The 23,298-nt window shown below is 64.2% G+C and carries 23 protein-coding genes and 1 pseudogene; 4 read left to right on the top strand and 20 right to left on the bottom strand.

All coding sequences use genetic code 11. From position 1 onward, the window contains the following. Positions 1 to 7: 7 nt before the first annotated feature. From CA833_RS14685 to CA833_RS14595, 19 genes and pseudogenes are all read right to left on the bottom strand, one after another. Positions 8 to 1,633: a ribonuclease J gene (locus tag CA833_RS14685; protein ID WP_207078435.1), complete on the bottom strand. Its 1,626-nt coding sequence runs from the start codon at positions 1,631 to 1,633 to the stop codon at positions 8 to 10. Next, the gene (locus CA833_RS14680; RefSeq protein WP_207078434.1) at positions 1,630 to 2,409 is read right to left on the bottom strand and encodes a type III pantothenate kinase; all 780 of its coding nucleotides are present in this window, start codon (positions 2,407 to 2,409) and stop codon (positions 1,630 to 1,632) included. The genes CA833_RS14685 and CA833_RS14680 overlap by 4 nt, the downstream gene beginning before the upstream one ends. 10 nt (positions 2,410 to 2,419) lie before the next feature. Further along, a complete protein-coding gene (locus CA833_RS14675; protein ID WP_142633982.1) occupies positions 2,420 to 3,133 on the bottom strand; it encodes a biotin--[acetyl-CoA-carboxylase] ligase in 714 nt (237 codons plus the stop codon). Continuing rightward, positions 3,130 to 4,593, bottom strand: coding sequence for an NADH-quinone oxidoreductase subunit NuoN (gene nuoN, locus CA833_RS14670; RefSeq protein ID WP_207078433.1), 1,464 nt, complete (start codon positions 4,591 to 4,593; stop codon positions 3,130 to 3,132). The genes CA833_RS14675 and nuoN overlap by 4 nt, the downstream gene beginning before the upstream one ends. Next, positions 4,593 to 6,128 (bottom strand): NADH-quinone oxidoreductase subunit M, encoded by a 1,536-nt coding sequence (locus tag CA833_RS14665; protein WP_142633986.1) that lies wholly within the window; start codon positions 6,126 to 6,128, stop codon positions 4,593 to 4,595. The genes nuoN and CA833_RS14665 overlap by 1 nt, the downstream gene beginning before the upstream one ends. 4 nt (positions 6,129 to 6,132) lie before the next feature. Next, on the bottom strand, positions 6,133 to 8,229 hold the full coding sequence (gene nuoL, locus CA833_RS14660) for an NADH-quinone oxidoreductase subunit L (protein ID WP_207078432.1): 2,097 nt from the start codon (positions 8,227 to 8,229) through the stop codon (positions 6,133 to 6,135). Between the two features lie 4 nt (positions 8,230 to 8,233). Next, positions 8,234 to 8,539, bottom strand: a complete 306-nt coding sequence (nuoK, locus tag CA833_RS14655) for an NADH-quinone oxidoreductase subunit NuoK (protein ID WP_142633990.1) — start codon at positions 8,537 to 8,539, stop codon at positions 8,234 to 8,236. Further along, the gene (locus CA833_RS14650) at positions 8,536 to 9,153 is read right to left on the bottom strand and encodes an NADH-quinone oxidoreductase subunit J (RefSeq protein WP_142633992.1); all 618 of its coding nucleotides are present in this window, start codon (positions 9,151 to 9,153) and stop codon (positions 8,536 to 8,538) included. Before CA833_RS14650 ends, nuoK begins: the two co-directional genes overlap by 4 nt. Before the next feature lie 12 nt (positions 9,154 to 9,165). Then, positions 9,166 to 9,651: an NADH-quinone oxidoreductase subunit NuoI gene (gene nuoI, locus CA833_RS14645; protein WP_142633994.1), complete on the bottom strand. Its 486-nt coding sequence runs from the start codon at positions 9,649 to 9,651 to the stop codon at positions 9,166 to 9,168. Then, positions 9,648 to 10,694 carry an NADH-quinone oxidoreductase subunit NuoH gene (nuoH, locus tag CA833_RS14640; RefSeq protein WP_142633996.1) on the bottom strand — a complete coding sequence of 349 codons (1,047 nt, stop codon included), beginning with the start codon at positions 10,692 to 10,694 and terminating at the stop codon, positions 9,648 to 9,650. Before nuoH ends, nuoI begins: the two co-directional genes overlap by 4 nt. Then, a complete protein-coding gene (gene nuoG / locus CA833_RS14635) occupies positions 10,691 to 12,709 on the bottom strand; it encodes an NADH-quinone oxidoreductase subunit NuoG (RefSeq protein WP_207078431.1) in 2,019 nt (672 codons plus the stop codon). The genes nuoH and nuoG overlap by 4 nt, the downstream gene beginning before the upstream one ends. Then, positions 12,709 to 14,010: an NADH-quinone oxidoreductase subunit NuoF gene (nuoF, locus tag CA833_RS14630; protein ID WP_142634000.1), complete on the bottom strand. Its 1,302-nt coding sequence runs from the start codon at positions 14,008 to 14,010 to the stop codon at positions 12,709 to 12,711. The genes nuoG and nuoF overlap by 1 nt, the downstream gene beginning before the upstream one ends. Next, complete coding sequence (locus CA833_RS14625) at positions 14,010 to 14,678, bottom strand: NAD(P)H-dependent oxidoreductase subunit E (protein ID WP_142634002.1); 669 nt, start codon at positions 14,676 to 14,678, stop codon at positions 14,010 to 14,012. The genes nuoF and CA833_RS14625 overlap by 1 nt, the downstream gene beginning before the upstream one ends. Beyond that, positions 14,671 to 14,871 carry a hypothetical protein gene (locus tag CA833_RS14620; protein ID WP_142634004.1) on the bottom strand — a complete coding sequence of 67 codons (201 nt, stop codon included), beginning with the start codon at positions 14,869 to 14,871 and terminating at the stop codon, positions 14,671 to 14,673. The genes CA833_RS14625 and CA833_RS14620 overlap by 8 nt, the downstream gene beginning before the upstream one ends. Then, positions 14,868 to 15,173, bottom strand: coding sequence for a nuclear transport factor 2 family protein (locus tag CA833_RS14615; RefSeq protein WP_142637654.1), 306 nt, complete (start codon positions 15,171 to 15,173; stop codon positions 14,868 to 14,870). The genes CA833_RS14620 and CA833_RS14615 overlap by 4 nt, the downstream gene beginning before the upstream one ends. Before the next feature lie 23 nt (positions 15,174 to 15,196). Then, positions 15,197 to 16,402: an NADH-quinone oxidoreductase subunit D gene (locus tag CA833_RS14610; RefSeq protein ID WP_207080115.1), complete on the bottom strand. Its 1,206-nt coding sequence runs from the start codon at positions 16,400 to 16,402 to the stop codon at positions 15,197 to 15,199. A gap of 20 nt (positions 16,403 to 16,422) precedes the next feature. Beyond that, a pseudogene (locus tag CA833_RS14605) lies at positions 16,423 to 17,034 on the bottom strand (NADH-quinone oxidoreductase subunit C); the annotation flags it as partial. An 8-nt stretch (positions 17,035 to 17,042) separates the two neighbouring features. Further along, entirely contained in the window at positions 17,043 to 17,612 is a 570-nt protein-coding gene (locus CA833_RS14600) for an NADH-quinone oxidoreductase subunit B family protein (RefSeq protein WP_207078429.1), read from the bottom strand. Beyond that, positions 17,609 to 17,983 (bottom strand): NADH-quinone oxidoreductase subunit A, encoded by a 375-nt coding sequence (locus CA833_RS14595; protein ID WP_142634012.1) that lies wholly within the window; start codon positions 17,981 to 17,983, stop codon positions 17,609 to 17,611. The genes CA833_RS14600 and CA833_RS14595 overlap by 4 nt, the downstream gene beginning before the upstream one ends. 435 nt (positions 17,984 to 18,418) lie before the next feature. Here CA833_RS14595 and CA833_RS14590 point away from each other — a divergent pair, with 435 nt between their 5' ends. After that, entirely contained in the window at positions 18,419 to 19,612 is a 1,194-nt protein-coding gene (locus CA833_RS14590; RefSeq protein ID WP_142634014.1) for an acetyl-CoA C-acyltransferase, read from the top strand. An 86-nt stretch (positions 19,613 to 19,698) separates the two neighbouring features. Here the strand turns inward: CA833_RS14590 and CA833_RS14585 are convergent, their stop codons facing one another. Continuing rightward, entirely contained in the window at positions 19,699 to 20,208 is a 510-nt protein-coding gene (locus CA833_RS14585; protein ID WP_142634016.1) for an SH3 domain-containing protein, read from the bottom strand. A gap of 81 nt (positions 20,209 to 20,289) precedes the next feature. Between CA833_RS14585 and CA833_RS14580 the strand changes: the two genes are divergently transcribed. The 3 genes from CA833_RS14580 (at position 20,290) to CA833_RS14570 (ending at position 23,294) form a co-directional block, all read left to right on the top strand. Then, positions 20,290 to 21,309 (top strand): D-glycerate dehydrogenase, encoded by a 1,020-nt coding sequence (locus tag CA833_RS14580; protein WP_207078428.1) that lies wholly within the window; start codon positions 20,290 to 20,292, stop codon positions 21,307 to 21,309. 117 nt (positions 21,310 to 21,426) lie between these two features. Further along, complete coding sequence (locus tag CA833_RS14575; protein WP_207078427.1) at positions 21,427 to 22,740, top strand: ammonium transporter; 1,314 nt, start codon at positions 21,427 to 21,429, stop codon at positions 22,738 to 22,740. Further along, the gene (locus tag CA833_RS14570; RefSeq protein WP_207078426.1) at positions 22,737 to 23,294 is read left to right on the top strand and encodes a DUF805 domain-containing protein; all 558 of its coding nucleotides are present in this window, start codon (positions 22,737 to 22,739) and stop codon (positions 23,292 to 23,294) included. The genes CA833_RS14575 and CA833_RS14570 overlap by 4 nt, the downstream gene beginning before the upstream one ends. The last annotated feature ends 4 nt before the right edge of the window (positions 23,295 to 23,298 follow it).

Raw genomic sequence — 23,298 nt, 5'->3', positions numbered from 1 at the left:
CCATCGCTCAATCCTCCAGCAGCAGGACCTGCACTTGCGGCTTCTTGCCCGACCAACGGGTCGCCGCCCGCCGCGCTGCGAGGCGCGCGGCTTCCACACGCACGTCGCGGTCCGATTTCCTCGCGCGCGACAGCGCCTCCGCCACATCCCGCTGTGCTTCCTCGACAAACTTGGGATAATCCTCGTCGAGAGGAAGCCCGATGGCGGCCACTTGCACATGGCCCTTACGATCCGCCGCGACGGAAACCACGCCGTTGAAGGAGATCCGGCGGCGCATCACCATCGCATCGCCATCGGCGGGCGCGATGATGTCACCATCGAGCACCAGACGGCCGGAACGCACTTCCCCGAACTTGCCGGGATGGCTCGGCGCCAGGCGAACAAGGTCACCGTTCTTCTGGAAGATCGCCTTGGGAATTCCGCTGGCAAGGCCCAGACGGGCCTGTTCGCGCATATGGCGCACCTCGCCGTGAACGGGCACGAGGATGTCCGGCCGCAGCCAACCATAAAGCGCTTCGAGTTCCGGCCGCCCCGGATGTCCGGAAACGTGGATCATGCTCTGACGGTCGGTGACGATGACGATGCCCGCGTCCGACAGGCGGTTCTGGATCCGGCCGATCGGGATCTCGTTGCCCGGGATCTGGCGGCTGGAGAACAGCACGACATCGCCCGCTTCCAGCTTGATCGGATGGTTGCCCTCGGAGATCCGCGCCAAGGCCGCGCGCGGTTCGCCCTGCCCGCCCGTCGCCACGATCAGCACCTCACCGCGCGGCAAGTCCATCGCCGTGTCGAGATCGACCAGTTCGGGCAACTTTGCGAGATAACCGCTGGCCTTGGCCGTTTCGATGATACGGTCGAGCGAGCGCCCGGCCACACATAGCTTGCGGTTGGTCTTGCGGGCAACGTCGCCCAGCGTCTGCAGCCGCGCGACGTTAGAGGCAAAGGTCGTGACCAGCACACGCCTGCCGCGATGCTTCTTCACTTCCTCCAGCAGGCCGCGATAAACTTCGCCTTCAGAGCCCGACGCCTTGGAATTGAACACGTTGGTCGAATCGCAGACCAGTGCCAGCACGCCCTCGTCACCGATGGCCCTCAGTTCCTGCGAGGTCGCCGGCGTGCCGACTTGCGGCTCGTCGTCGAGCTTCCAGTCACCGGTGTGGAAAATCTTGCCGTAAGGCGTGTCGATGAGCAGCGCGTTGCCTTCGGCAATCGAATGCGCCAGCGGAACATAGCGGATACCGAAGGGACCCAGTTCGAACCGTTCGAGGTCTTCGACCACGATCAGCTCGACCTCGCCCAGAATGCCCGCTTCTTCCAGCTTCGCCGCGACAAGGCGCGCGGTGAAGGGCGTCGCATAGATCGGCACGCCCAGTTCCTCGGCGAAATAGGGCACTGCGCCGATGTGGTCTTCATGGGCATGGGTGAGCACGATGCCGAGCAGGTTCTCCCGCTCGTCCTCGATGAATTCGAGGTCGGCAAACACCAGATCGACACCCGGGTATTCGTTCATGCCGAAGGTCATGCCTAGATCGACCATCAGCCACTTGCCCTGGCAGCCATAGAGATTGACGTTCATGCCAATCTCGCCGGACCCACCCAGCGCACAAAACAGCAGTTCGTTACCCGGAATCACTTCTTCGCAGCCCTTTCGGCGAGAATAACAAGGCCTTCCAACGTCAGATCGGCGTCGACGGCGTCAAAAATATCGGTCGCCTTGTCGAACAGCACGGCAAGGCCGCCCGTTGCAATGACTTTGGCGGGGCGGCCGATTTCGGCCCGCATGCGCGCGATCAGCCCTTCCATCATCGCCACGTAGCCCCAGAATACCCCGATCAGCATCTGGTCTTCGGTATTGCGGCCGATCACCGACTTGCCTTCCGGCACGGCAATCGCGATGCGCGGCAGCTTGGCGGTATTGCCCACCAGTGCGTCGAGCGAAAGGTTGATGCCGGGCGCGATGATACCGCCCTTGTAGGCGCCGTGATAGTCCACCACGTCGAATGTCGTTGCCGTGCCGAAATCGACCACGATCAGGTCACCGCCATGGCGCTCATGCGCGGCGATGGCGTTGACGGCGCGGTCGGCGCCCAGCGAACTGGGCTGATCGACATCGATGTCGATACCGTATTCCGCCTTGCCGCGCCCCGCGATCAGCGGTTCGACGTCAAAGTAATGGCGGCAGAGAATCTCGAGATTGTGCAGCGCGCGCGGCACCACGGTCGAGATGATGATCGTCTCGACGCCCTTGGGGTCTACCCCACGGATCGAGAGGAGTTGCATCAGCCAGACCGCATATTCGTCGCCCGTCCGGCGCGGATCGGTGGCGATACGCCAGCGGCCGCGCAGCGTGCGCCCTTCGAACAGCGCGAAAACGACATTGGTATTGCCGGCATCGATCGCGAGCAGCATGGAAATTCCTTCAGACCAGCGAGACGTCGCCCGCATGGATGACACGTAGGCTCGCATCCGCGAGACGCAAGCGCAGAGCACCGTCCGGGTCAAGCCCCGCAAAGGTGCCGGTCACCTCCCCTTCCCCGTCCAGCATGACTTTCAGCGCCGTTCCCTGCGGATAGGCCCCCTGCTGCCAGGCATTGAGCGTGGCAGATAGCCCTTCGCTGCGCCACTGCACAAGACGCTCGGCAAACGCATCTGCCAGGATTTCCAGCACGCCGTGAGCGTCTGCAGCGCGCCCTTGGGCAGCCTGAATGGAAGTGGTCGCGCGGTCCGCCAGTTCGGGGGCGGAGACGACATTGATGCCGATCCCGACGATCACATCATCGCTGCGGCGTTCGAGCAGGATGCCGCTGATCTTGGCGCCTTCGACAAGAACGTCGTTCGGCCATTTGAGCTGGATCGTTGTCCCGGCAGGTAAAAGCGAGACGATGAGATCACGAACGGCGATCGCCGCGACAAAGGCCAGCGTGTGGACGGGCGGATCACCGGCGCGGAGCGCGACTACGGTGCTGGCGTATAGATTGCCCTCGGGGGAGGACCATGCCTTGCCCCGGCGGCCGCGCCCGGCGCTCTGTCGCACCGCGCGCAGCCAGAAACCTTCGTCAATGCTCTCGCCGGCGCCGAGGCGCCGGACGAGATCCGCATTGGTCGAAGCCGTCTCTTCAACGACCTCGATCAAAGGGCGGTGAAGAGGGCCGCAGCGGCCGTGTCGGCCAGATGGCCCAGCCACTTGGTGAGGAAGAAGCCGAGCGGCGAGATGACCAGGCACGAGCCGAACAGGATCAGCTTGTGCCAGATATCGCTCTCGCCCTTCACGACGTCAGCGGGTTCGTCGAAGTACATGACCTTGACGACCTTGAGGTAGTAGAACGCACCGATCACCGAGGCCGCGAAGCCCAGCGCCGCGAGCGCGATCATGCCGCCGTCGACGGCTGCCTTGAAGACCAGGAACTTGCCCCAGAAGCCGAACATCGGCGGGATACCGGCAAGGCTGAACATGATCATGGCAAGGCCCAGCGCCAGACCCGGACGGGTGCGCGACAGACCGGCCATCTTGCTCAGGTCCTCGACCTGGTTGCCGTTCTCGTCGGTGAGCATCAGGATCATCGCGAAGCCGCCGACCGACATCGCGACGTAGATCGCGAGGTAGAACAGCATGGCCGAGATACCCTGAGGCGTGGCGACGGCAAGGCCGACCAGCATGAAGCCGACGTTGTTGATCGAGGAGTACGCCATCAGTCGCTTGATGTTCGACTGGCGGATGGCACCAAGAGCACCGACAATGATCGAGGCCAGTGCCGCGAAGACGATGATCTGCTGCCAGGCGTGGGCCTGGTCGCCGAACGCCTCGATGGCGACACGCATGGTGAGTGCCATCGCCGCGACCTTGGGGGCCGTGGCGAAGAGCGTGGTCACCGGGGTCGGTGCGCCTTCGTAGACGTCGGGGGTCCACATGTGGAACGGCACGGCACTGATCTTGAAGGCAAGACCGGCAAAGACGAAGACCAGGCCGAACAGCGCGCCATTCGAAAGGCCGTGCGCCATCGAGGCGCTGATACCGTCGAACGAAGTGGTGCCGGCAAAGCCGTACGTCAGGCTCATGCCGTAAAGCAGGATGCCCGAGGCCAGCGCGCCGAGCACGAAGTACTTGAGGCCCGCTTCGGCCGAACGGCCATCGGTACGCAGGAAGGCTGCCAGCACATAGGCGGCGAGCGAGTTCATTTCGAGGCCGATGTAGAGCGTGATGAGGTTCGTTGCCGAAACCATCATGCTCATGCCGATCGTCGCCAGCAGAACGAGCACCGGATATTCGGCGCGCATCGCGTTGAAGCGATCAAAGAACTTCGGCGCGACCACCAGTGAAACGGCGGCCGAAATGTAGATCAGGACCTTGGCGAAGGACGCAAAGGCGTCAGCCTTGAACTGACCGTAGAAGGCGAAAGTCTCGGTACCCATGGCACCACCGCACAGGGCGGGGGCGACCAGGACACCGGCGGCGACAAGCGCCGCCACGGCGAGAACGGAGATCAGCTTGGAGGCCTTGTCACCGCCCCAGGCGGCGACAAGGAGCAAGACCAGGCTTGCGATGCTAAGCGTTTCTTCCGGCGCGATCAGGCGCAGCGACTGTGACCAGTCCATCAGTGTGCCCCCTCATGCGCAGCTGCTTCTTCGTGCGCAGGCTTTTGCTTGCCCATGGCCAACTTGGCGTCTCCTTCCGGCTTTGCGCGAGCGAGCCGGGCGTCGAGCGCGGCGATGTCCGCGCGCATCGGAGCAATGAAGCTCTCAGGATAAACGCCCATCCACAGCACCGCGAGACCGAGCGCACCGACCATGATCAGTTCGCGGGCGTCGAGGTCCACCATGGCGGCGGCATCGGCATTCTTCTGGTCGCCAAAGACGACACGGCGATAGAGGTAGAGCATGTAGGCAGCGCCCAGGATGATACCGGTGGTGCAGATCAGCGCCGTCCAGCTCGATGCCTGGTAGATACCGCCAAGGCTCAGGAATTCGCCGACGAAACCGCTGGTGCCCGGAAGGCCGATCGAGGCCATCGTGAAGAGCAGAAAGAACAGCGCGTAACGCGGCATGTTGATGGCGAGGCCGCCGTAACGGGCGATCTCACGGGTGTGCAGGCGGTCGTAGATGATGCCGACGCAGAGGAACAGCGCGCCCGAAACGAGACCGTGGCTGAGCATGACCAGCATCGAGCCTTCGAGGCCCTGCGGATTGAAGGCGAAGAGACCGATGGTCACGATCGCCATATGGGCGACCGACGAATAGGCGATCAGCTTCTTCATGTCGTCCTGCACCAGCGCGATGAGCGAGGTGATGACGACAGCGGCCATCGACAGGCCCCACACCAGCGGCGCGAAATAGGCCGAGGCTTCGGGGAACATCGGCAGCGAGAAGCGGATGAAGCCGTAGCCACCCATCTTCAGCAGCACGCCGGCGAGGATCACCGAGCCTGCGGTCGGCGCCTGAACGTGCGCCGCCGGAAGCCAGGTGTGGACCGGCCACATCGGCATCTTCACCGCGAAGCTGGCGAAGAAGGCGAGCCAGAGCCAGGTCTGGACCTTCGGATCGAAGTCGTAGTTCATCAGTTCGGGGACCGAGGTCGTGCCGGCGGTGTGGACCATCCACAGCATCGCCACGAGCATCAGCACCGAGCCGAGCAGCGTATAGAGGAAGAACTTGTACGAGGCGTAGATACGGTCCACGCCGCCCCAGATGCCGATGATCAGGTACATCGGGATCAGGCCTGCTTCGAAGAACATGTAGAACAGGAAGATGTCCTGAGCCACGAACACGCCGATCATCAGCGTTTCAACGAGCAGGAAGGCAGCCATATATTCGCCGACGCGCTTCTCGACCGAATTCCAGCTCGCGCCGATGCAGATCGGCATGAGGAACACGGAAAGCATGATCAGAAGCAAGGCGATACCGTCGATACCGAGGGCGTAGGAGAAGCCCGAGAACAGCTCATGCCGCTCCTGGAACTGCCACTGCGCGCCGCCGATATCGAAGTTCATCCAGAGGACGATGCCAAGTGCAAGGTCCACGAGCGTGGCGACAAGCGCCACGACACGGGCCGATTTGGCATCAAGGTAGAGGCAAGCCAGTGCCGCCGCGAGCGGCACTAACAGCATCAGACTGAGGATCGGAAAACCACTCATCATCTTATCCCGCGATCACCCAGCTGATGGCGGCTACGACGCCGATCAGCATGACAAGAGCGTAGCTGTACAGATAGCCCGACTGGACCTTCTGCGCGTAAGTCGAACCCTTCGCGACCACCCAGGCCGCACCGTCGGGACCGAACTTGTCGATCACGCCGATATCCAGGACCTTCCAGAACACGTTGCCGAACCAGAAGGCGGGACGGACAAAGATCGTGTTGTAGAGTTCGTCGAACATCCACTTGCGGTACACGAAGGTGTAGACCGGCCCGAGCTGTGCGGCGACTGCCTTGGGGAACGAAAGGTTCTTCATGTAGCCGTACCATGCGGTCAGCAGGCCCAGCGCCATCACCGTGAACGGCGCCCACTTCACCCAGGTCGGGACGCCGTGCATGGCGTGGATCAGGTGTTCGTGGAAGACCAGTGCGCCCTTCCAGAACTCGCCCTCACCTTCCGAGACGAAGGCGTGCTGGAACACGTAACCGGCAAAGATCGCACCCATCGAGAGAATGATCAGCGGCAGCAGCATCACCAGCGGGCTTTCGTGCGGGTGGTAGCCACCCGTACCGTCGCCGTGCTGCGAATAGTCCGGACCGCGCGAACCGAGTTCGGGAGCGGCATGGGCATGCGCATCGTCTGCATGGTCGTCGTGCGCATGGGCATCATGGGCATGATCGTCGTGACCGTGTGCGTCATGAACGGCGTGCTGAATGTGCTCCGACTGGATCCAGCGCGGCTTGCCGAAGAAGGTCAGGAAGACCAGGCGCCACGAATAGAAGCTCGTCATGAGCGCGGCAGCGATGCCCATCCAGAAGGCGAAACCGCCAACCTGCGAGCCCGAACCGAAGGCCGCTTCGAGGATTGCGTCCTTCGAGTGGAAGCCTGCGAAACCGGCGAAACCAGCAACACCGACGCCGGTGATGGCCAGCGTACCCGCCGTCATCGCCCAGAAGGTGATCGGGATGTGCTTACGCAGACCGCCGTAGAAACGCATGTCCTGTTCGTGGTGCATCGAGTGGATGACCGAACCGGCACCGAGGAACAGCAGCGCCTTGAAGAAAGCGTGCGTGAACAGGTGGAACATGGCCGCGCCATAAGCGCCGACGCCAGCGGCGAAGAACATGTAGCCGAGCTGCGAGCAGGTCGAATACGCGATCACGCGCTTGATGTCCCACTGGGTGCAACCCACGGTGGCAGCAAAGAAGCAGGTGCAGGCGCCGACGAAAGCGACGATGTGCATCGCGGTTTCGCTGGTTTCGAACATCGGCGAGAGACGGCAGACCATGAAGACGCCGGCGGTGACCATGGTGGCCGCGTGGATCAGCGCCGACACCGGGGTCGGGCCTTCCATCGCGTCCGGAAGCCAGGTGTGCAGACCGAGCTGCGCCGACTTACCCATCGCGCCGATGAACAGCAGGATGCAGATCACCGTCATGGTGTCGAAACGGGCACCGAGGAAGCCGATGGTCGAACCGGCCATGCCGGGCGCGGCATGCAGGATCTCGGGGATCGAGACCGTGCCGAACACCAGATACGTACCGAAGATGCCGAGCATGAAGCCAAGGTCACCGACGCGGTTGACCACAAAGGCCTTGATCGCGGCAGCGCCGGCCGAAGGCTTGCGGAACCAGAAGCCGATCAGAAGGTACGAGGCCAGGCCCACGCCTTCCCAACCGAAGAACATCTGCACCAGGTTGTCCGCGGTCACCAGCATGAGCATGGCGAACGTGAACAGCGACAGGTACGCGAAGAAGCGCGGCTGATCCGGCTCCTCGCTCATGTAGCCCCACGAATAGAGATGCACGAGCGCGGAAACCGAGGTGATGACCACCAGCATGACGGCGGTCAGCGTGTCGACACGCAGTGCCCAGTCGAAGGTCATGGCGCCGGACTGGACCCACTTGAGGACCGGAACGACGCTGGCTTCGGCGTGACCGCCGAGGAACTGGAGGAAGATCGGCCACGACAGGGCGCACGACACGAAGAGTGCGCCCGTCGTGAGAGACTTCGCGGCGACGTTGCCGAGCTGCTTGTTACCCAGCCCGGCGATGATCGCTGCCAATAATGGCAGGAAGACGATGATCAGGATCGACTGCAAGGCCTTATCCCTTCATCCGGTTGACGTCGTCGACGGCAATGGTGCCGCGGCCACGGAAGTAGATCACGAGGATTGCAAGCCCCACTGCGGCCTCGCCGGCGGCAACCGTAAGCACGAACATCGCGAAGATCTGACCCGTGAGGTCGTGCAGGGCGGCGCTGAACGCGACGAGGTTAAGGTTGACCGCAAGCAGGATCAGTTCGATCGCCATGAGCAGAACGATGACGTTCTTGCGGTTGAGGAAGATGCCGAGGACGCCGAGCACGAAGAGGATCGAGCTCACGACCACGTAATGTTCGACGCCGATCACAGCTGAACCCCCTTGCCCACTTCGGGCTTGACGTTGACGGTCGCTTCGTCGGGACGACGGGCGATCTGCTTGCTGATCTTCTGGCCGCGCGTGTCCCCACGCTGACGATGGGTCAGCACGATGGCGCCGATCATCGCGACGAGCAGGATCAGGCCGGCGGCTTCGAACAGGAACAGGTAGCGGCTGTACATCAGCGCACCGATGGCTTCGATGTTCGTGGTGCCGGCAGGCGCGGCGCTGGTGCCGTCAGGCGTGCCGAGGATAAGGCTACCGGACTTGTAAGCACCGATACCCAGCACCATCTCGGCGAGAAGGACAACCGCGACCAGCAGGCCGAGCGGGAAGTTCTTGACGAACCCGGCCCGCAGTTCGGCGAAGTCGATGTCGAGCATCATGACGACGAAGAGGAACAGGACCGCAACGGCACCGACATAGACGATGACGAGCAGCATGGCGATGAACTCGGCGCCGGTGAGCACCATCAGCCCGGCCGCGTTGAAGAACGCCAGGATCAGGAACAGCACGGCGTGAACCGGGTTGCGCGAGAGGATCGTCGCGGCGGCCGACGCGATGGTCAGCACAGCGAACAGATAGAAGGCGATGGTCTGGATCATGTCCGCGGGCCCCTATCGATACGGCGCATCGGCTTCAAGGTTCGCGGCGATCGCACGCTCCCACTTGTCCCCGTTCGCCAGTAGCTTGGCCTTGTCATAGAGCAGTTCCTCACGCGTTTCGGTCGCGTATTCGAAGTTCGGCCCCTCGACGATGGCGTCCACCGGGCAGGCTTCCTGGCAGAAGCCGCAGTAGATGCACTTCGTCATGTCGATGTCGTAGCGCGTGGTGCGGCGCGAACCGTCTTCACGCGGTGCGGCTTCGATCGTGATCGCCTGCGCCGGGCAGATCGCCTCGCACAGCTTGCAGGCGATGCAGCGTTCCTCGCCGTTGGGATAACGGCGCAGGGCATGCTCACCACGGAAGCGCGGCGAAAGCGGGTTCTTCTCGAAGGGGTAGTTGATCGTCGCCTTGGGCTTGAAGAAGTACTTCAAGGTCAGCCAGTGCGCCTTCACGAACTCCCAGAGCGTGAAGCTCTTTATGAGTTGTCCGACGGTCATTGGAAGTGTCCGGTAGCCATGAGGTAGCCGCTGACGAGAACAACGAACAGCAGCGATACGGGCAGGAAGACCTTCCAGCCCAGGCGCATCAACTGGTCATAGCGGTACCGGGGAACGGTGGCCTTGATCCAGCTGAACACGAAGAAGAAGCCGAAAACCTTGATCAGGAACCAGATGAAGCCCGGAACGAGGTACAGCACGGGGATGTCGAGCGGCGGCAGCCAGCCACCCCAGAACAGCGTCGCGTTGAGCGCGCACATCAGGAGCACGTTGGCATATTCGCCCAGCCAGTAGGCGGCGAAGGCCATCGACGAGTATTCGGTCTGATAACCGGCGACGAGTTCCGATTCCGCTTCGGCAAGGTCGAAGGGAGCACGCTGCGTTTCCGCAAGGCTAGAAATCAGGAACATCACCCACATCGGGAACAGCAGCGGGTTCGCGGCGAAACCGTTGATGATGCCCAGCACGTGGCCCTTCTGCGCCCAGACGATGTCGTTCATGTTGAACGTACCCGCCCAGAGCACGACGGTGATCAGGATGAAGCCGATCGAGACTTCATACGAGATCATCTGCGCCGATGCGCGCATCGCGGAGAAGAACGGGTACTTCGAGTTCGAAGCCCAGCCCGCCATGATCGTGCCGTATACACCCAGCGAGCTGATCGCGAGGATGTAGAGCAGACCGATGTTGATGTTGGAAACGAAGGCGCCCGAATTGAACGGGATCACCGCCCAGGACAGCAGCGCCAGCGTGAAGGTCACCACCGGGGCGATCAGGAACAGGCCCTTGTTCGCCGCCGAAGGAATGATGGTTTCCTGAAGGAAGACCTTCAGACCGTCCGCGAAGGACTGGAGCAGACCGAACGGGCCGACCACGTTGGGACCACGGCGCAGCGCCATGGCGGCCCAGATCTTGCGGTCGACATAGATGATCATGGCCACGGCCAGCATCAGCGGCAGCGCGATGAGCAGGATGCCGCAGACGGTGGCGACAAACCACGCCCACTCGTAGCTCATCCCGAGAGTTTGGAAGAAAGCGGTCATTCCGCGGCCTCCGCCAGTTCTTCCCCGTGGAGGATTTCGGCCGAGCAGCGCTGCATGACGGCGCTCGCACGGGCGATCGGGTTGGTCATGTAGAAGTCCTTGATCGGATAGGCGATCTGACCGGCAGCGGAACCGCCGCCGAGGGGCAGAACGCTGCCGTAGTCGGCCAGACCTTCGCTGCCAAGTGCAGGAACTTCCGCGATCATTGCGTTTCGCAGTTGATCGAAGGTGTCGAAGCCGACGGTCACGCCGAAAGCATCGGCGAGCGCACGCAGGATCGTCCAGTCCTCACGGGCATCGCCCGGCGCGAACACGGCCTTGTCGGACCACTGCACGCGGCCTTCGGTGTTGACGTAAGTGCCTGCCTTTTCGGTGTAGGCCGAAGCCGGCAGGATCACGTCCGCCGCATGGGCGCCCTTGTCGCCGTGGTGACCGATGTAGACGATCATCGAACCGGCGAACTGGGTGAAGTCCACTTCATCGGCGCCGAGCGCGAGCAGGACCTTGGGCTTGGCGGCGACGAGGTCGGCAATGCCGCCCTTCTGCGCGTAGCCCAGCATCAGGCCGCCCATGCGGCTTGCCGCCATGTGGAGGACGTTGAAGCCGTTCCACTGGGTGCCGTCTTCAAGATCGCGAACGAGGTTGAAGCGGGCCGCGAGCGCGAGGCCCGCTTCCAGACCGCCACGGCCGAGCGCCGCGCCGCCGAGGATCACCGCCGGACGCTTCGCGTTCGACAGCGCGTCGGCGACGTGCTGCGGCAGATTGCCAAGGACCGACAGGTCTTCGCCAAGGAACTCGCCCCCGAAAGTGGTTTCCCACTCAGGGCCGACGAGGAACACCTTGGCGCCGCGCTTCACCGCCTTGCGCAGGCGGACGTTGAGCAGCGGGGCTTCCCAGCGCACGTGGCTGCCCGCGATCAGGATCGCGTCAGCGGTCTCGATGCCCGAGAACGTGGTGTTGAAGTTGACCGCGGCCAGGCTGCCCGTCGCATAGTCCATCCCGGTCTGACGACCTTCGATGAGCGTCGAACCGAGCGCGCCGACCAGCTTCTTGGCCGCGAACATCGTTTCGCAATCGACCATGTCGCCAGCGACGGCGGCGATCGAGTTGCCCGGGTTCAGCGTGGCGATGGCGGCAAAGGCCTCGTTCCAGCTGACCGCGACGAGCTTGCCGTCACGGCGCAGGTACGGCTTGTCGAGACGGCGCTTGGTAAGCCCGTCGACCATGTAGCGCGCCTTGTCGCTGATCCATTCCTCGTTCACGTCATCGTTGTTACGAGGAAGCACGCGCAGCACTTCGCGGCCGCGCGCATCGATGCGGATGTTGGCGCCGGTGGCGTCCGACACGTCGATGCCCAGCGTCTTCTTGAGTTCCCAGGGACGGGCCTCGAAGGCGTAGGGACGCGAGGTGAGCGCGCCGACCGGGCACAAGTCGATCACGTTGGCCGACATCTCGTGCTTGGCAGCGTGTTCGAGATAGGTCGTGATCTGCATGTTCTCGCCGCGATAGAGCGCGCCGATCTCGTCCACGCCGGCGATCTCTTCCGAGAAACGCACGCAGCGGGTGCAGTGGATGCAGCGCGTCATCGTCGTCTTGATGAGCGGGCCCATGTACTTTTCAGTGACCGCGCGCTTGTTCTCGTCGTAGCGCGAAGCGCCGCGACCGTAAGCGACCGACTGGTCCTGAAGGTCGCACTCGCCGCCCTGATCGCAGATCGGGCAGTCGAGCGGGTGGTTGATGAGGAGAAACTCCATCACCCCTTCCCGCGCCTTCTTGACCATTTCGGAATCCGTGCGGATTTCCTGGCCTTCGGCAGCCGGAAGCGCGCACGAAGCCTGGGGCTTGGGCGGTCCGGGCTTCACTTCGACCAGGCACATGCGGCAGTTGCCGGCGATGCTCAGGCGTTCATGGTAGCAAAAGCGCGGGATTTCCTTGCCGGCAAGCTCACAGGCCTGCAGCACGGTTGCGCCGGTGGGGACGTCGATCTCGACGCCGTCGACTTTGACCTTGGGCATTACTCGGCAGCCTCGCGGACGTTTTCGGCGATCCGGCGCTCAAGCTCCGGACGGAAATGACGGATCAGGCCCTGGATCGGCCACGCCGCAGCGTCGCCCAGAGCGCAGATGGTGTGGCCTTCGACCTGCTTGGTCACCTGCTGCAGCATGTCGATTTCCTCGACTTGCGCATCACCGGTGCGCAGGCGCTCCATCACGCGCCACATCCAGCCCGTGCCCTCGCGGCAGGGGGTGCACTGACCGCAGGACTCGTGCTTGTAGAAGTACGAGATGCGGCTGATGGCGCGGACGATGTCGGTGGACTTGTCCATGACGATGACGGCCGCGGTACCGAGGCCCGAACCGACAGCGCGCAGGCCGTCGAAGTCCATCGGCGCGTCCCAGATCTCGGCAGCCGGCACCAACGGAACCGAGGAACCGCCGGGGATGACCGCCAGCAGGTTGTCCTTGCCGCCGCGAATGCCGCCGCAGTGCCGCTCGATCAACTCGCTGAACGGGATCGACATCTCTTCCTCGACCACGCAGGGACGGTTCACGTGCCCGCTGATCTGGAAGAGCTTGGTGCCCTTGTTGTTCTCGCGGCCGAAGCTGGAGAACCATGCGGCGCCGCGACGCAGGATCGTCGGCGCGACGGCGATCGATTCCACGTTGTTGACCGTCGTCGGGCAGCCGTAGAGGCCCGCGCCGGCCGGGAACGGCGGCTTCAGGCGGGGCTGGCCCTTCTTGCCTTCGAGGCTTTCGATCATCGCGGTTTCTTCGCCGCAGATGTAGGCACCGGCGCCGCGGTGGACAAAGACGTCGAAATCGTAACCCGAACCGCAGGCGTTCTTGCCCAGCAGGCCGGCTGCGTAAGCCTCTTCACGCGCCGCGAACAGCGTCTCTGCCTCGCGGATGTATTCGCCGCGAATGTAGATGTAGGCCGCGCGCGCACCCATTGCGAAGCCCGCGACCAGCGCGCCTTCGAACAGCAGGTGCGGGTCGTGGCGCATGATCTCGCGATCCTTGCACGAACCCGGTTCGGATTCGTCCGCGTTGATCACGAGGAAGCTGGGCTTGGGATTGCCGTTCTGGTCGAGCGGCGGCTGCTTGGGCATGAAGGACCACTTCATGCCGGTCGGGAAGCCCGCACCGCCGCGGCCACGCAGACCCGAAGCCTTCATCTCGTCGATGATGGCCTCGCGGCCGCGCTCGATCAGCGCCTTGGTGTTGTCCCAGGCGCCGCGCGCCTGCGCTTCCTTCAGGTTCCACGGCTGATAGCCGTAGAGGTTGGTGAAGATGCGATCCTTATCGAGGAGAGCCATTACCACTCACTCCGATAGTCATGGTTTTCGGTGATCATGGCCGCAAGGCTGGTCGGCTCGCCCACCGGTTCGACGGTGTGACGGGCAGGATCCTGCGTGCCGGCCTTGGGCGTTTCACCACGCGCCAGCGCGTCGAGCACCGCGTTGAGGCGCTCCGACGTGAGGTCTTCGTAGTTGTCGTCGTTAATCTGGACCATCGGCGCCGAGGCGCAGTTGCCCATGCACTCGACCTCGGTGAACGACCACAAGCCGTCCTCCGAGATGTGGCCCTTCTTCATGCCGCGCGACTTGCAGGTCGCCAGCAGATCGTCGGACCCGCGCAGCATGCACGGCGTGGTGCCGCAGACCTGCACGTGAAAGCGGCCGATCGGCGCGATGTTGTACATCGTGTAGAAGGTCGCGACCTCGACAACGCGGATGATCGGCATGTCGAGATAGGCGGCGATGTATTCCATCACCGGGATCGGCAGCCAGCCCTGCGTGTTCTCTTCCGCGCCAACCTGACGCTGGGCGAGATCGAGCAGCGGCATCACGGCCGAGCGCTGGCGCCCTTCCGGATAACGCGCGACGACTTCCTTCGCCTTCTCGGCGTTTTCGGAAGTCCAGGCGAAATTGCCCCAACGGGCCCGAAGTTCGGGCGTGTCGGGTTCGATATAGCGGTCAGCCATGCTTACCCCTGCGCTTCAGCCACTGGTCCTGGCCGAAAAGAAACAATTCGAAACCGCCGATCGCGGTCACCAGCATCGGCAGGGCGCCGGTGGGCTGGAGATCGAGATAGACGGCGGCAAAATACCACACCGCAAGGGCCACACCGGTGACGGCGGCCCAGATGCGGATCAGTTCGAGCGTGTTGAATTTCATCGGATGAACTCAACCCGCGAGCACTTGTCGCCCTCGAAGCTGTACACCGACATGACTTCGAAGGGCTCCGCGCTCGCCGAACGGAACACACGCTCGTGCAGGACGACATATTCGCCCAGTTCGTAGGACGAGAGGATGTCCGCGCGGTTCTCGGGGAACTCGGCGAACATCTTCTTCAGCCCCTCGCGGGTGCCTTCCTTGCCTTCGCGAACGACCGCGCCGCGATAGCCCGCCTCGCATGCGTCGTCGGTCATGAGAGCGACGTAAGCATCGGCGTCCTGCGCGTTATAGTGCGCGATCATCAGCTCGGCGGTAGCGAGGCGGCTCAACGGTCGCACTCCCCGAACACCACGTCGATGGCGCCCAGAATGGCGGTCGCGTCGGAGAGCATGTGCCCCTTCGACATGAAGTCCATCGCCTGGAGGTGCGAGAAGGCGGTCGGGCGGATCTTGCAGCGGTACGGCTTGTTCGAGCCGTCCGACACCAGATAGACGCCGAATTCGCCCTTCGGGCTTTCCGTGGCGACGTAGACTTCACCGGCCGGGACGTGGAAGCCTTCGGTGTAGAGCTTGAAGTGATGGATCAGCGATTCCATCGACTGCTTCATCTCGCCGCGCTTGGGGGGAACCACCTTGCGGTCGGACGAAGCCACCGGGCCCTCGGGCATCTGCGCCAGGCACTGCTTCATGATCCTGGCCGACTGGCGCACTTCCTCGACGCGGACCATGAAGCGGTCGTAGCAGTCCGAGTTGGTGCCGACGGGGATCTCGAAGTCCATGCGGTCATAGACGTCGTAGGGCTGCGACTTGCGGATATCCCAGGGGATGCCCGCGCCGCGGATCATCGGGCCCGAGAAGCCCCAGGCCAGCGCATCTTCCTTGCTGACCAGCGCGATGTCGACATTGCGCTGCTTGAAGATGCGGTTGTCGACCACGAGGCTCATCGCGTCCTCGAACAGCTCCGGCAGGCGGGTGTCGAGCCAGTCGGCGATGTCGGTCAGCAGCTTGAGCGGCACGTCCTGGTGGACACCGCCGGGGCGGAACCAGGCCGAGTGCATGCGCGCGCCCGAAGCGCGTTCGAAGAAGTTGAGGCAGTCCTCGCGGATTTCGAACAGCCACAGGTTCGGGGTCATCGCGCCCACGTCCATGACGTGCGAGCCGATGTTGAGCATGTGGTTGCAGATGCGGGTCAACTCGGCGAACAGCACGCGCAGGTACTGCGCGCGGATCGGAACCTCGAGGTTGAGCAGCTTCTCGACCGCCAGGACGTAGGAATGCTCCATGCCCAGCGGCGAACAGTAGTCCAGACGGTCGAAATAGGGCAGCGCCTGGAGGTACGTCTTGTGCTCGATCAGCTTCTCGGTGCCGCGATGCAGCAGGCCGACGTGCGGGTCGATGCGCTCGATGATCTCGCCATCGAGTTCCATGACCATGCGCAGAACGCCGTGAGCCGCAGGGTGCTGCGGTCCGAAGTTGATCGTGTAGTTGGTGATGACTTCGTCGCCGGTGGTGGGCGACTGCTCAAGCAACATGCTCACTTCGCCTCTCCTTCGGCCTTTTCATCGCCCGGGAGCACGTATTCGGCGCCTTCCCATGGGCTCATGAAGTCGAACTGGCGCAGATCCTGCGCAAGCTTGACCGGCTCGTAGACCACGCGCTGTTCCTCTTCCGAGTAACGCAGCTCGACATGGCCGGTGAGCGGGAAGTCCTTGCGGAACGGGTGCCCTTCGAAGCCATAGTCGGTCAGGATGCGGCGCAGGTCCGGGTTGCCGGCGAAGATCACGCCGTACATGTCGAACACTTCGCGCTCCAGCCAGCCCGCGTTGGGCCAAAGCGTGGTCACGGTCGGCACCGGGGTGTTCTCGGCGGCGTTCACCTTCACCATCAGGCGATGGTTCTTCGTCACCGAAAGCAGCATGTAGACGACTTCGAAACGCTCCGGACGCGACGGGAAGTCGACACCGGCCATTTCCATCATCTGCTGGTATTCGTGATGGTCACGCAGCAGGCGAAGGGTGTTTTCGATCTGGTCGCGCACAACGGTGAGCACGACTTCGCCGTGTTCTTCCTTGGCCGCGACGACCATGTCGCCAAGTGCGGCCGAGAGCGTCTCGATCACACCTTCATTCGAAGCGAACTTCGGGGCGGAATGCAGAACGGTCATCGTCGTCCTTACCTATCGAGCGCGCCGACGCGGCGGATCTTGCGCTGCAACTGCATCACGCCATAGAGCAGCGCTTCTGCGGTCGGCGGGCAGCCCGGCACATAGATGTCGACCGGGACGATCCGGTCGCAACCGCGCACGACGCTGTAGCTGTAGTGATAGTAACCGCCGCCGTTGGCGCACGAGCCCATCGAGATGACGTACTTCGGGTCCGACATCTGGTCGTAGACCTTGCGGAGCGCCGGAGCCATCTTGTTGCACAGCGTGCCGGCCACGATCATCACGTCCGACTGGCGCGGGGACGCGCGCGGCGCGGCGCCGAAGCGCTCCATGTCGTAACGCGGCATGTTCACGTGGATCATCTCGACCGCGCAGCAGGCGAGGCCGAAGGTCATCCACCACAGCGAGCCGGTACGGGCCCACTGGAACAGCTCCTCGGTCGAGGTGACAAGGAAGCCCTTGTCGGACACTTCCTGATTGAGGTCCTTGAAGAAGGACTGATCGGGCGGCGTGATCGCACCGCCCTGGCTTGCGGCCGGCGCCAGGGGCTGGCCGGCAGAGTTCACGAGAGTGCTCATTCCCAGTCCAGAGCTCCCTTCTTCCATGCATAGGCGAGGCCGATGGCCAGTTCACCGAGGAACACCATCATCGTCAGCCAGCCGGCCCAGCCGGTCAGCTTGAGCGACACGGCCCAGGGGAACAGGAATGCGGCTTCAAGGTCGAAGACGATGAAAAGGATCGCCACGAGATAGAAGCGCACGTCGAACTGGCTGCGCGGGTCTTCGAATGCGGGGAAGCCGCATTCATACTCGCTGTTCTTGTCGGCACTCGGGTTGTGGGTGCCGGTCAGGCGCGAGACGGCCAGCGGCAGGAGCACGATCACCGACGAGAGCGCGAGCGCGATCACGAGGAAGATCAGAATCGGCAGGTATTGTGACAGATCAGTCAATGGTTCTGGCCTCATACCGGATTACGGCAGCCGGACTCATGCCAATGGCAACGCCCGGTCGTTGCGGGCGTCCTTAGGACAGCCCTCCCCCTATCGCAAGGTGTCCGAGCGGAATAATCGGCCCAAGTTCGTTGCATTGCAACGCATTCGCAACAAGCCACTCTCCAGACATCTATCGCCATGATCCGGCATCATCCGGAAACCCAAGGAGCGCCGCGGGATAGGCCCCTGCTTCACCCGGCAAGCCCTATCGCCTTACAGATGCAAGATTTCGCAGCCAGATTGCATAAAAAGGTGCCCGGAACAGTGGCCCAACGCCGTGGGGATGGAGCATCCTCGCCACCGTTAACGCCAGAGTCGCCAATTGCAATTGATGCAGCGCAACACTAGTTCACTTGCCAAGGATACCTGTTTCCCAGCGTGAAAGGCATAATAATGGCCCAAATCTCGGCTTCGGACCCAATTGTCATTCTCTCTTACGCGCGCACCCCGATGGGCGGCCTGCAAGGCTCGCTCGCGGAGGTCTCGGCAACCGATCTTGGTGCAACCGCGGTAAAGGCCGCGGTCGAGCGCGCCGGCGTTGCCGGTGACGACATCGAACGCATCTACATGGGCTGCGTGCTGCCGGCAGGTCTCGGCCAGGCCCCTGCCCGCCAGGCTGCGCTGAAGGCCGGCCTGCCGAAGTCGGTCCAGGCCACCACCGTCAACAAGGTCTGCGGCTCGGGCATGCAGACGGTGATCATGGGGGCCGAGGCGCTCGCCTCCGGCTCGCTCGACGTGATCATCGCCGGCGGCATGGAATCGATGACCAATGCGCCGTACCTGTCGAAGAAGCACCGCTCGGGCGCCCGCGCCGGCCACGACACCCTTTACGATCACATGTTCCTCGACGGCCTCGAAGACGCCTACGAAGGCGGCTCGATGGGGTCGTTCGCCCAGGTGACCGCCGACGAGTACCAGCTGACCCGCGAAAACCAGGACGACTACTCGATCGAATCCCTGCGCCGCGCGCAGGAAGCCATCGCCAACGGTTCGTTCAACGGCGAAGTCGTCCCCGTCACCGTCAAGACCCGCAAGGGCGACCTGGTGATCGACACCGACGAGCAGCCGCCCAAGGGCAACCCGGACAAGATCCGTACGCTGCGCGCCGCCTTCGCCAAGGACGGCACGATCACCGCCGCCACCTCCAGCTCGATCTCGGACGGCGCCGCCGCCGTGGTCATGACCCGCAAGAGCGTGGCCGAGGCCAAGGGCCTTGCCCCGGTCGCCACCGTCGTCGGTGTCGCCGCCCACGCGCAGGAACCGGCAAAGTTCACCACCGCCCCGGTCGGCGCCATCACCAAGCTGATGGACAAGGTGGGCTGGCAGCTTTCGGACGTCGACCTGTTCGAAGTCAACGAGGCCTTCGCCTGCGTCGCCATGTTCGCGATGCACGACCTCGGCATTCCGCACGACAAGGTGAACGTCCACGGCGGCGCCACCGCGCTCGGCCACCCGATCGGCGCCTCGGGGACCCGCATCATCGTCACCCTCATCAATGCCCTGAAGGAAAAGGGCCTGAAGAAGGGTGTCGCCTCGCTGTGCATCGGCGGCGGCGAAGCCACGGCGATCGCGGTCGAACTGGCCTGATCGCCAACGACCCGATCCCAAAAAAGAAAACCTCGCCGGAAACGGCGAGGTTATCTTTTTCAGGCCATGCGGTTCCGCCGGAACGCTCAGGGTGCGCCGGTGCCCCAGAGCTGCTCCTGTTCGACAAACCCCTTGTGCCCGGCAACATCGAACGGACACCAGCCGTTCTTGCAATCCCCCAGCACGCCGACGACCCCGGACTCGATGCGCCAGAGCATCGGCGATGTGCGACTGGGCTCGGCATGCATCTCCACCGGTGCCTTGGAGCGCACCATCGCCGCGCGCTGACGCGACAGCAGCAGGTCGCGCATCCAGCCCTGCGTTCCGTCCGGATCCTCGACAAAACGCCATGGCCCTTCGCGGCGGATCACTTTCACCGGCAGATGCGGCCGCCGGTAGACCCAGTCGATCCGGTACGATTCGCCCGGCCCCACCCGCAAGTTGGCAAGGTCGGCATCGATCGAGGCCCAGTACGGCACCTTGTCATCCTCCGCCCCGGCCGGTGCGGCCGCGAATGCGGCAAGCGCGCCCGCAAGAACTGCCACGGTAAAGGCGCGTGCGCCCTTGCGGGCACGGAAAGCGGTTGGGATAGTCATGGCGCTTTCATACCTTGCTCCCCCGCGCCGCTTCAAGGCCGCTTGACCGGGAGCCTGTGGAAGGCATAGCCCGTCAGGGCGATGACTCTGGTGACCGAAACCGATCTTGCCCACCGCCATGGCGACCGCCCCCGCGTGATCCTGACGCGGCGCCTTCTGCCCGAGGTGGAAGCGCGCATGGCCGAACTGTTCGAACTCGTCGCCAATCCGGGCGATCTCGCGATGTCACGCGAGCAACTCGCAGCCGCGATGAGCGACTGCGACGTGCTGGTTCCCACGGTAACCGATCGCATCGACGCCGAACTGATCGCCGCAGCCGGAACGCGACTCGGGCTGATCGCCAACTTCGGCGCCGGCACCGAACATATCGACATAGACGCTGCGCGGGCGCGCGGGATCGTCGTCACCAACACTCCCAGCGTCTTCACCGACGACACCGCCGACCTGACGATGGCGCTGATCCTCTTCGTAATGCGGCGTTTCGGCGAAAATGCACAGGTCCTGCGGCGCGGCGCGTGGTCGGGCTGGGGGCCCTCGGCGATGCTGGGAAGCGCGCTGTCCGGCAAACGGCTCGGCATCGTCGGCATGGGGCGGATCGGCCAGGCCGTCGCCCACCGCGCCCGTGCTTTCGGGCTGGAGGTGACCTATCACAACCGCCGCCGCCTGCCGACCGCACTCGAAACGATGTTCGGCGCCCGTTACGAAGCCGACCTCGACCGCCTGATCGCCGAAAGCGACATCCTCACCCTGCATTGCCCGGCCCTGCCCGGCGGCGCGGCGCTGATGGATGCCCGCCGCCTCGCCGCGATGAAGCCCACCGCATGCCTGATCAACACCGGGCGCGGGCAACTGGTCGACGAACCGGCGCTGATCGACGCGCTTGCAAACGGCCGCATCGCCGGCGCGGGTCTCGACGTGTTTGCCAACGAGCCGCGGGTCGATCCGCGGCTGCTCGCACTGCCCAACCTCGTCGCCCTGCCCCATCTCGGCAGCGCCACCCACGAGGGGCGCGGCGCCGCTGGCGAAAGGATCATCGCCAACATCCGCTTCTGGGTCGACGGCCACCGCCCGCCGGACCAGGTCCTCCCGCAACTGTCCTGATCGGGCTTTTACCTAACCTGCTTGCGCCCTGCATGCGCTTGTCTATGCACGACTTCCTGCACTAGACTGGCCCCTGGGGGCCGGTTCGTGGGACCGGTGCGTTTCAGGGGAATGTTGATGATCAAGCGCAGCACCTTGGCCCTTGCGGCCATGCTCGGCGCGCTGCCCGTGCCGGCCTGGGCTCAGGCCGGTTTGCCTGACCGCGCGGACAGCGGCGACACGGCCGCCCTGCTCGCGGCGGCCGCGCTGGTGCTGCTGGCGGGCCTGTCCGGGATCGCACTCCAGCATTGCGGCCGGCTGCGGCCGGGCAACCGGATGTCCGTCCTCCTGCAATCGCTCTCGATCACCGCCGTGGTGACGCTTGTCTGGACCGTTGCCGGCTACACCATCGCCTTCGGGGACGTTTCCGGCGGCTGGATCGGCGCAGGCAATGCCTGGATGCTGATCCACCTTTCCGACCTTCGCCCCGGTACGGCGGTTCCCGAGAGTGCCTTCGTGCTGTTCCAGCTTGCCGTGGCGACCATCGCCCCGGTGCTGATGACCGGCGCCTGGGCCGAGCGGGCCCGCTTCGGCTGGGTCATGCTGTTCTCGGCGCTCTGGACCGCAATGGTCGCCGCGCCTCTCGCCCATTGGATCTGGGGTGGCGGCTGGCTGGCCCGATCGCTCGGCGCGCTCGACTGGGCCGGCGGGCTGGGGCTGTTCCTGCCTGCGGGCATATCGGCGCTGGTCGTGGCGCTCATGATGGGCCGACGCCTTGACCCCTGCCCCGCCAGCCTCGCTGACCCCGCCGTGCAGGCAAATGCCCTGTCGCTGACCGGCAGCGGCCTTGTCTGGATCGGCGGAATTGCGCTCTGCGCGGGATGGGCCTTCTCGGCGGGCGACGCCGCGGCAGCCGCTGCCATCAACGGCCACATTGCCATGGCGGCCAGCGTGGTGAGCTGGATCGGCCTTGCCCGCCTGTCGGCAAGCAAGGACGGCAAGGCCGGGCTGGCCGAACCGGGACCGGCGGTACTGGCAGGCCTTGCCGCCGTCGCCACCGGCGCGGGCTTTGTCTCTCCGGGCGGCGCCATGCTGACCGGTGTGGTCGGAGCGCTGGCGGCCTGGTACGGCAAACGCCTGCTCGCCCGCCTCGCCATCGACGATACCAATGCGGTCTTTGCCACCGCCGGCCTGGCCGCCATCGCCGGAAGCCTGCTCTGCGCGCTGTTCCAGAGCGTGGATTTCGGCGGGACCGGCTATGCTGGCGGCCAGACCATGATCCGACAGATCGCCGCGCAGGCCATCGCCATCGGCGTCATCACCATTTGGTCGGCAGTGGTCAGCGCGATCGCCGCGCTCATGGCCTCGATCCTGTTCCCGATGCGCGTGTCGGAGCCCGCCGAGCGCGCCGGGCTTGACGCCAGCAGCCACGGAATTGCCCGTAGCGTATGAAAGACAAGATCCGATCCTGGCTGCACCTGGCCCTGCAGACGCTGCAGGGCACGTTCAGCCTGCAAGGCCGCTCGGCACGCAGTGAAGTCATCGGCTGGTTTGTGCTGGCAACGCTGCTCAACGCGGTTCTGCTGGCCATTTCCTCGCTGCTGCTGTCAGGCGCGGCGCTGGCATGGACACAGTTCGCAATTCCCGCGGCGACCACGCTTCCGGCTTTGGCCCTGTTCGTGCGGCGCATGCACGACATAGGCCTGCGCGGCTGGTGGAGCCTTCCACTGGTCATCGTCGGCTTCAAGAATCTTGCCCTCGATGCGATTTCGCATACCGCGGGCTGGGGCCTGCGCGGCAACATCGAGGCCGTCACCCGCTATCTCGACTGGGCGCTGCTGCCGGCCTTCGCCTTTGCCTACCTTCTGGTCCTGGTCGCACCGGGGACATCTGGCGGCAACCGGTTCGGCCCCAATCCGCGGCTCGCAAGCACGGACGCAGCACCTCCGACCAGCCCCCCGACCAGCCCTCCGACCAGCCCTCCCTCCGCCGTCCCCGGCACGTGATCGC

Origin of the sequence: Novosphingobium sp. KA1 (genome assembly GCF_017309955.1) — a bacterium.
Lineage (GTDB): Bacteria > Pseudomonadota > Alphaproteobacteria > Sphingomonadales > Sphingomonadaceae > Novosphingobium.
This window is presented reverse-complemented; position numbering and strand designations above follow the sequence as displayed.

Excerpts from the sequence above, each read along its gene's own strand:
- nuoG (WP_207078431.1), bottom strand. The coding sequence starts at position 12,709 with ATGCCCAAGGTCAAAGTCGACGGCGTCGAGATCGACGTCCCCACCGGC.
- nuoI (WP_142633994.1), bottom strand. The coding sequence starts at position 9,651 with ATGACCGTCGGACAACTCATAAAGAGCTTCACGCTCTGGGAGTTCGTG.
- nuoF (WP_142634000.1), bottom strand. The coding sequence starts at position 14,010 with ATGGCTCTCCTCGATAAGGATCGCATCTTCACCAACCTCTACGGCTAT.
- CA833_RS14680 (WP_207078434.1), bottom strand. The coding sequence starts at position 2,409 with ATGCTGCTCGCGATCGATGCCGGCAATACCAATGTCGTTTTCGCGCTG.
- CA833_RS14580 (WP_207078428.1), top strand. The coding sequence starts at position 20,290 with ATGACTCTGGTGACCGAAACCGATCTTGCCCACCGCCATGGCGACCGC.
- CA833_RS14585 (WP_142634016.1), bottom strand. The coding sequence starts at position 20,208 with ATGACTATCCCAACCGCTTTCCGTGCCCGCAAGGGCGCACGCGCCTTT.
- CA833_RS14590 (WP_142634014.1), top strand. The coding sequence starts at position 18,419 with ATGGCCCAAATCTCGGCTTCGGACCCAATTGTCATTCTCTCTTACGCG.
- CA833_RS14570 (WP_207078426.1), top strand. The coding sequence starts at position 22,737 with ATGAAAGACAAGATCCGATCCTGGCTGCACCTGGCCCTGCAGACGCTG.
- CA833_RS14575 (WP_207078427.1), top strand. The coding sequence starts at position 21,427 with ATGATCAAGCGCAGCACCTTGGCCCTTGCGGCCATGCTCGGCGCGCTG.
- CA833_RS14620 (WP_142634004.1), bottom strand. The coding sequence starts at position 14,871 with ATGAAATTCAACACGCTCGAACTGATCCGCATCTGGGCCGCCGTCACC.
- CA833_RS14665 (WP_142633986.1), bottom strand. The coding sequence starts at position 6,128 with ATGAGTGGTTTTCCGATCCTCAGTCTGATGCTGTTAGTGCCGCTCGCG.
- CA833_RS14625 (WP_142634002.1), bottom strand. The coding sequence starts at position 14,678 with ATGGCTGACCGCTATATCGAACCCGACACGCCCGAACTTCGGGCCCGT.
- CA833_RS14610 (WP_207080115.1), bottom strand. The coding sequence starts at position 16,402 with ATGTTGCTTGAGCAGTCGCCCACCACCGGCGACGAAGTCATCACCAAC.
- CA833_RS14650 (WP_142633992.1), bottom strand. The coding sequence starts at position 9,153 with ATGATCCAGACCATCGCCTTCTATCTGTTCGCTGTGCTGACCATCGCG.
- CA833_RS14600 (WP_207078429.1), bottom strand. The coding sequence starts at position 17,612 with ATGAGCACTCTCGTGAACTCTGCCGGCCAGCCCCTGGCGCCGGCCGCA.
- nuoH (WP_142633996.1), bottom strand. The coding sequence starts at position 10,694 with ATGACCGCTTTCTTCCAAACTCTCGGGATGAGCTACGAGTGGGCGTGG.
- CA833_RS14615 (WP_142637654.1), bottom strand. The coding sequence starts at position 15,173 with ATGATCGCGCACTATAACGCGCAGGACGCCGATGCTTACGTCGCTCTC.
- nuoN (WP_207078433.1), bottom strand. The coding sequence starts at position 4,593 with ATGGACTGGTCACAGTCGCTGCGCCTGATCGCGCCGGAAGAAACGCTT.